At 65.5% G+C, this 7,816-nt stretch carries 7 protein-coding genes; all 7 read left to right on the top strand.

Translation table 11 applies throughout. From position 1 onward, the window contains the following. Window positions 1–1,284, top strand: a 1,284-nt coding sequence (locus tag CAPSK01_RS03555; protein ID WP_034922634.1) for an NAD-dependent succinate-semialdehyde dehydrogenase, incomplete at its 5' end; no start/stop codon positions are given. Window positions 1,285–1,305: 21 nt separating this feature from the next. Continuing rightward, on the top strand, window positions 1,306–1,488 hold the full coding sequence (locus CAPSK01_RS03560) for a hypothetical protein (RefSeq protein ID WP_034922636.1): 183 nt from the start codon (window positions 1,306–1,308) through the stop codon (window positions 1,486–1,488). Next, a complete protein-coding gene (locus CAPSK01_RS03565) occupies window positions 1,485–3,233 on the top strand; it encodes a SulP family inorganic anion transporter (RefSeq protein ID WP_273703022.1) in 1,749 nt (582 codons plus the stop codon). The genes CAPSK01_RS03560 and CAPSK01_RS03565 overlap by 4 nt, the downstream gene beginning before the upstream one ends. A gap of 102 nt (window positions 3,234–3,335) precedes the next feature. Then, window positions 3,336–3,686, top strand: coding sequence for an NAD(P)-binding protein (locus CAPSK01_RS03570; RefSeq protein ID WP_034922638.1), 351 nt, complete (start codon window positions 3,336–3,338; stop codon window positions 3,684–3,686). Then, complete coding sequence (locus tag CAPSK01_RS03575; protein WP_034922640.1) at window positions 3,683–5,092, top strand: 3'-5' exonuclease family protein; 1,410 nt, start codon at window positions 3,683–3,685, stop codon at window positions 5,090–5,092. The genes CAPSK01_RS03570 and CAPSK01_RS03575 overlap by 4 nt, the downstream gene beginning before the upstream one ends. A gap of 82 nt (window positions 5,093–5,174) precedes the next feature. Further along, window positions 5,175–6,272, top strand: a complete 1,098-nt coding sequence (locus CAPSK01_RS03580) for an efflux RND transporter periplasmic adaptor subunit (protein WP_034922642.1) — start codon at window positions 5,175–5,177, stop codon at window positions 6,270–6,272. Beyond that, window positions 6,269–7,816 (top strand): efflux RND transporter permease subunit (locus CAPSK01_RS21710; protein WP_034922644.1); only part of this gene is annotated, 1,548 nt, incomplete at its 3' end. The genes CAPSK01_RS03580 and CAPSK01_RS21710, both read left to right, overlap by 4 nt.

Genomic DNA, 7,816 nt, shown 5'->3' on the forward strand with positions numbered 1-7,816 from the left:
TCGGCCGCGGCGCTGCCGGCCTGGCAGGCGCAGACGGCCAGGCAGCGGGCGACCGTCCTGCGCCACTGGCATGAACTGATCGTCGCCAACGCCGAAGATCTCGCGCAGCTGATGACCGCCGAATGTGGCAAGCCGATTGCCGAGGCGCGTGGCGAAGTGGCTTACGGCGCCGCCTTCGTCGAATGGTTTGCCGAGGAAGGCAAGCGCGCCTACGGCGAATCGATTCCGAGTCCGGCCAATGACCGGCGCTTGCTGACCATTCGCCAGCCGGTCGGGGTCTGTGCGGCGATCACGCCCTGGAACTTTCCGCTGGCGATGATCACCCGCAAGGTCGCGCCAGCGCTTGCCGCCGGTTGCACGGTGGTGGTCAAACCCGCCGAGCAGACGCCGCTGACGGCACTGGCGCTGGCGCGTCTGGCGCACGACGCGGCGCTGCCGGCAGGGGTGTTCAATGTGTTGACCGGGGACCCGGCGGCGATCGGCGGCGCGCTGACGGCCAGCCCGGTGGTGCGCAAGCTCTCGTTCACCGGTTCGACCGAGGTCGGTCGCCTGTTGATGGCGCAGTGCGCGCCGACGATCAAGAAACTCTCGCTCGAACTTGGCGGCAATGCGCCGTTCATCGTTTTCGACGACGCCGATGTCACCGCAGCGGTGGCAGGAGCGATCGTCGCCAAATATCGCAACACCGGTCAGACCTGCGTCTGCGCCAACCGGCTGCTGGTCCAGGACGGCATCTACGATCGCTTCGTCGAAGCGCTGAGCAGGAGTGTGCAGTCGCTCAAGGTCGGACCGGGTTGCGATGAAAGCACCCTGCAGGGACCGCTGATCGATGCTGCGGCGCTGGCCAAGGTCGAGGAACATATCGCCGATGCCGTCGCCGGCGGCGCGCGCGTGCTCATCGGCGGTAGCCGGCACGCGCTTGGCGGCAACTTCTTCACACCGACGGTGCTGGCCGACGTGACGCCGAGCATGCGCATTGCGCGCGAAGAGACCTTTGGTCCGGTGGCGCCGGTGTTCAGGTTCTCCAGCGAGGCCCAGGCAATCCATATGGCCAACGATACCGAGTTTGGTCTCGCGGCCTATTTCTATACCCGCGATGTCGCGCGCTGCCTGCGCGTGGGCGAAGCGCTCGAATACGGCATGGTCGGCATCAACACCGGTCTGATCTCGAACGAGGTGGCCCCTTTCGGCGGTGTCAAGCAGTCCGGCATCGGCCGCGAGGGATCGAAGCATGGGCTCGACGAATACCTCGAGATCAAATATCTCTGCTTCAGCACGATCTGACGCCGTGAACCAGGCAAGAAAATGAAACTCGTCATCGTCCTGTTGCTGATCGGCCCGATCGTTGCGACGATCTTTTGCGGGCGGCTGCTGTTCAGGCAGCGGGCTGGGTTCATTGTTGATGGGGGCCGGAACTGCCCCATTCACTCTGCGGGGAACCCTGGGTTTCCCCATATTTTGCCATTCTGCCCGGAGCTACGCCGATGAATCCTGCGCATTTTCTCAAGTACCTGCTGTCTGGTCTGCCGCTGCTCTCGACCCTGAGAGAGTACCGGCTGGCCTGGCTCAGCAAGGATACGATCGCCGGGCTTTCGGCCTGTGTCGTCTCGATTCCGTCGGTCATCGCCTATGCCGAACTGGTGCATCTGCCCCCGATTACGGGACTGTACGCGGCGCTCGCGGCGGCCATCGGCTATGCCCTGTTTTCCAGTTCGCGTCACGTCATCGCCGGACCGGATGCCGCCATCGGACTGCTGGCCGGTTCGGCGATCCTGCCGCTGGCGGCAGGCGATCCGTCGCGAATCGTCTCCCTCGCGGCCATCCTCGGCATACTTTCGGGAGGGGTGTTGCTGCTTGCCGCACGCCTCAAGCTGGGCGTCATTGCCGACCTGTTGTCGCGCCCGGTATTGATTGGCTACCTCAACGGCGCTTCGCTGGTCCTGATCGCCACCCAGCTTGGCAAGATGTTCCGCATCAAGACCGAGGGCGAGGAATTCTTCGAGCTGGTCTTTACGATCATTGCGCAACTGGCGCAGACGCATCTGCCGACCTTCGTATTCGGCGTCTTGCTGGTTGGCCTGCTGATCGGACTGGCGCGCTGGTTTCCGCGCGTCCCCGGCGCACTGGCAGTCTGCGCGGTAGCGATTACCGTCTCCTTCGCCTTCGACCTCGGCAGTTACGGGGTGGCACTGGTCGGCAACGTACCTTCGGGTGTTCCCAGCCTGACGATCCCGACGTTTCATTGGTCGGACATCTCGGCGCTTGCCCCGGCCGCAGTCGCGATTGCCTTTCTGGCCTTTTCGGACGGAATTCTGCTGGCACAGACCTTTGCCGAGAAAAATGGTTATGAAGTGCGCCCGAATCGCGAACTGGTTGCCCTCGGCTCGGCCAACATCCTGGCCGGCTTGTGGCAGGGTTTTCCTGTGTCCGCCAGCCAGTCACGGACCTCGATCGTCGATTCGGCCGGCGGCAAGTCGCAGGTGGCACAGTTGCTGGTCGCGGTGGGCTTGCTGCTGTTCCTGTTCTTTCTGACCGGCTTGATTGCCCTGTTGCCGAAGGTGGCGCTGGGTGCGATTCTGATCGTGACCGCCTTCGGAATGCTCGAAGTGGCGCCGCTCACACGCCTGTACAAGGTCGATCGGGTCGAGTTCGGTATTGCCATGGGCGTGACCATGGCGATCCTGATCGCGGGGGTGGTGCCGGGGATCATTCTCGGTTTGCTGCTATCGCTGATTTCGGTGCTCGTAGAAGTCTCACGTCCCGACGATGCCGTTCTTCGCCGCTTGGTCAGCGATGGCAAATTCCACCATTGCATGGGTGACGAAGAGGCGGAAAGCGTCCCTGGCCTGCTGGTTTATCGGCTTTACGCACCGTTGATCTTTGCCAATGCTCGGCATGTGATGACGCGCATCCGGACACTGGTCGACGAGGCCGATCATCCGGTCAAGTGGCTGGTGATCGACGCACAGGCGATTCACGACATGGACGTCACCGCTGCTCAACGCTTTGCCGAATTGCACCGGGAGCTGGCCGAGGACGGGGTGGATGTCAAGATTGCCGATGCGCCACGGCCATTCCTCGAAGAACTTGCCAAGGTTGGACTTTCCGAGGAAATCGGTCGCGGGGATTTCTTCGGGTCGGTCAAAAAAGCGGCCGAGGCCTTCGAGCAGATGTATGGTCCCAGGGAGCCGCGAGCCAACCACATGGACCACACGGCAGGTCGGCACCATTGACGGTGAGCACACTCCCCCTGGAACCTCATTCCAGCAACACCATGGCACCTGGTCGCACTGATTCTGGCTGGCAGATATTGGCGAGTGGTGATCGGAGTGGAGATGGTGGACGTCAGTCTGTTCGACAAGAGTCGCGGCCCGGGCGGACGGATGAGCACCCGTCGAGGCGACGACTGGCAATGCGACCACGGTGCCCAGTATTTCACCGCTCGCCACGCCGACTTCCGTGCCAAAGTGGGACGCTGGCAGCAGGCCGGGGTCGCGGGCTTGTGGGATCCCAGGCTATGGATGTTTGATGGCGATTCGCTGGAAGAACGCGAGTCGACGGTCGAGCGCTTTGTCGGGATGCCCGCCATGACGGCGCCTGCCCGTTATCTCGCATCTACAGGGCCCACCATGGCAAGGAGATCGCTGAACGGGTCGATCTGCCGCGCACCGGGCTTGACCTCGTGATTCCCGCGCGGCTTGCCTTCATCGACCTGGAAACCACCGGGTCCAATCCGGTACGGGACCGCATCACAAGGATCACCGTGCTGGAAGCAGAGGGTGACCAGCTCTCGACCTGGAGCACCCTGGTCAACCCACAGCGGCCGATCCCTCAATTCATCGAGCAACTCAGCGGTATCCGCAACGAAAGGGTGGTCGACGCCCCCATCTTCGCCCAGATCGCAAAAGAACTCGCCAATCGCCTGCATGGGCGTCTGTTCATTGCCCACCATGCCCGCTTCAACTATGGTTTCGTCAAGAGCGAATACCAGCGTCTGGGGAAGTCCTTCCGGGCCGACGTGTTGTGTACTGTGCGCCTGTCTCGCAAGCTCTTCCCGGAATATCAGAAACACAACCTGGACAGCCTCATCGTCCGTCATGATTTGACGACGGGCGACCGCTACGGACCCTTCGCCGATGCCCACCTGCTTTGGCAGTTCTGGTGCGTGTTGAAACGGGATCGCGGCGAAGAGGCTCTCGCCGAGGCCATCCGTCAGCAGATCAAGCGCCCCAGCCTGCCGCCCCACCTGGATTCTGCCCTGCTCGACGATCTGCCCGAATCCGCCGGGGTGTACCTGTTCTACGGCGACAACGACGCGCTTCTGTACGTGGGGAAAAGCGTCAACCTGCGTCAGCGCGTACGGACTCACTTCGCGTCTGACCTGCGTGAGTACAAGGAGATGCGCCTCAGCCAGGCAGTGCGCCGCATGGACTGGCATGAGACGGTCGGAGAACTCGGCGCCCTGCTGCTGGAATCGCGACTGGTCAAGGAATGCCAGCCGATTCACAATCGTCGCTTGCGCCGCTCTTCGGACCTGTGCACCTGGCAGTTGGTGCAGGTGGCGCCCGGCGATTGCCGGCTCAGACTGGTCAGCGGCCAGACTGCCGATTTCGTGCGCTCGGAAGACCTTTTTGGCCTCTTTGCCAACCGGCGGGAAGCCACCGAAACTCTGCGCAAGATGGCTGCAGCGCATGAACTGTGCCCGATAATCCTCGGACTGGAAAAACCCGCCCGCCCCGGACGCCCCTGCTTTGCCCACCAGGTCAAGCATTGCCGGGGCGCCTGCGTAGGCAAGGAAGCCCTCGGCGTACACAGCGCTCGCATGTTGTCGGCGCTGATGAAGCTGAAGCTCACCGCCTGGCCCTACCCCGGAGCGATCGGCGTCGTCGAGCGGGACGAGTTGCGGGAAGTGGAGGAAGTCCACGTCGTGAACGGCTGGCGGCACCTGGGCAGCGCGCGCAGCGAGGCCGAGATCCAGGAAATCCTGCTGGGTCAGTCGGTTCAGGGGCGGTTCGACCGGGATACCTACAAACTGCTCACCGCGCATCTGAGCAAGGGGCGAGTGCGGGTACGGTTGTTGTCCGGGCGGTAGGGCGTCCGAGCGATCGGAAAATGCCGGGGAGCCATCCGGCTCGGGGGTTTTCAATGCTGACTCTTCGGTCAACAATATCAACATGCTGAAGCCAGCCGCCCACCTCCTCCTCCTCCTCGCCCTCGCCCTCGCCGCCTGCGGCGAGGCACCCGCGCCCAGGGCCGCGGCGCTGGCCGGCAAGCCGGCGCTGACGGTGACTGCCGTCGCCCCGCAGAACGAAGACTGGCCGCGCACGCTGACCGCCAACGGCAACGTCGTCGCCTGGCAGGAAGCGGTGATCGGTGCCGAGATCGCCAACTACCGCATCACCGCCGTCGAGACCGATGTCGGCGACATCGTCAGGAAAGGCCAGGTGCTCGCCCGCATTGCCGACGATACGGTGGCCAGCGAAGCGGCCGAGGCGCGCGCCGCCGTCGCCGAACTGGCAGCGAGCGCTGCCGAGGCCAGGGCCAACGCCGTGCGTGCGAAGGAACTGCGCGAGCAGGGCTTCTACAGCGCCCAGTTGCATACCCAGTACCAGACCGCCGAGCACACCGCCAGTTCGCGCCTTGCCGCTGCCCGCGCCCGCCAGCAGGCAGCCGAGCTGAAGCTGGGCAAGACACGCGTGCTGGCCCCTGATGACGGCGTGATCTCGGCACGCGACGCGACCGTCGGCTCGCTGACCCAAACCGGGCAGGAACTGTTCCGCCTGATCCGCGGCGGGCGCCTGGAATGGCGCGCCGAGGTGCCGGCCGCCGACCTTGCCCGCGTGGCACCGGGCGGGGCGGCGACGCTGACCGGGCCGGATGGCACGGCGGTGCGCGGCAGCGTGCGGCGCGTCGCACCGAGCGTCGACCCGCAGACGCGCAACGGACTGGTTTTCGTCGACCTTCCGGCGTCAGCCGCAGCCGTGCGCGCCGGCATGTTCGCGCGCGGCGAATTCGAGCTCGGCCGCGCCCCGGCCCTGACCCTGCCGCAGTCGGCGGTCGTCCTGCGCGACGGCTTCGCCTATGTCTTCCGCCTCGAGGGCGACGGCGAACAGGCGCGCGTCGCCCAGGCCAAGGTCGCGACCGGGCGACGCGTCGGCGAGCGCATCGAGATTGTTTCCGGCCTCGACCCGCAGGCGCGCGTGGTGGCGACCGGTGGCGGCTTTCTCGCCGACGGCGACCCGGTGCGCGTCGTCGCGGCCGCCGCGAAATGAACGTTTCGGCCTGGTCGATCCGTAACCCGATTCCGGCGATCCTCCTGTTCATCCTGCTCACGCTGGCCGGCATCCTCGCCTTCCGGGCGATGAAGATCCAGCAGTTCATGGACATCGACCTGCCGACGGTGACCGTCACCGCGACGCTGCCTGGCGCCGCACCGGCGCAGATGGAGACCGAGGTCGCACGCAAGATCGAGAACTCGGTCGCCACCGTGCAGGGCATCAAGCACATCTATACCAAGGTCCAGGACGGCACGGCGACGGTGACCGTCGAGTTTCGCCTCGAAAAACCGGTGCAGGAAGCGGTCGACGACGTGCGCGATGCGGTCTCGCGCATCCGCTCCGACCTGCCGGGTGATCTGCAAGACCCGGTGATCGGACGCCTCAGCGTTGCCGGAGCGCCGATCCTGACCTATACGGTGGCCTCGCAGCGCATGGACGACGAGGCGCTCTCCTGGTTCGTGGACAACACCGTCGCCAGGGCCATGCTCGCCGTGCGCGGGGTCGGCGCGGTTGCCCGCGTCGGTGGGGTGACGCGCGAAGTCCGCGTCGAGCTCGACCCGGCCCGCCTGCTGGCGCTCAACGCCACCGCCGCCGACTTCTCGCGCCAGTTGCGCCGCATCCAGCAGGAAGCCTCGGGCGGGCGCGCCGACATCGGCGGCATCGAGCAGTCGGTGCGCACCATCGCCACCGTGCAGTCGGCCGAGGAACTGGCGACGCTGGATATCGTGCTTGCCGACGGCCGCCGCATCCGCCTCGATCAGGTAGCGACCGTGTCCGACACGGTCGGCGAGCCGCGCTCGGCGGCGCTGCTCGACGGCCGGCCGGTGGTCGGCTTCGAGATCACGCGCAGCCGCGGCGCCGGCGAGGTCGAGGTGGCGGAGGGAGTGCGCAGGGCGCTGGAAAAGCTGCACGCCGAATACCCGGACATCACGATGACCGAGGCCTTCAACTTCGTCGACCCGGTGATCGAGAACTACGAGGGGTCGATGGTGCTGCTGATCGAGGGCGCCATTCTCGCCGTCATCGTCGTCTGGCTCTTCCTGCGCGACTGGCGGGCGACCTTCGTTTCGGCCACGGCGCTGCCGCTGTCGGTGATCCCGACCTTCGCGGTGATGTACCTGATGGGATTCACCTTCAACGTGGTGACGGCGTTGTCGCTGTCGCTGGTGGTCGGCATCCTGGTCGATGACGCCATCGTCGAGATCGAGAACATCATGCGCCACCTGCGCATGGGCAAGGCGCCGTTCCAGGCCGCGATGGAGGCCGCCGACGAGATCGGCCTCGCGGTCATCGCCACCACCTTCACGCTGATCGCCGTCTTCCTGCCGACCGCCTTCATGAGCGGCGTGGCCGGCAAATTCTTCGTCCAGTTCGGGTGGACCGCGGCCATCGCGGTGTTCTTCTCGCTGGTCGTCGCCCGTCTGCTGACGCCGATGATGGCCGCCTACCTGCTCCAGCCGGTCGCCGATCAGCCACTCCCCGCCTGGCTGGTGCGCTACGAGGGCTGGGCGGCCGGGTGCCTCGGGCATCGGCTGGCG

This window comes from Candidatus Accumulibacter vicinus (assembly GCF_000584955.1).
GTDB lineage: Bacteria > Pseudomonadota > Gammaproteobacteria > Burkholderiales > Rhodocyclaceae > Accumulibacter > Accumulibacter vicinus.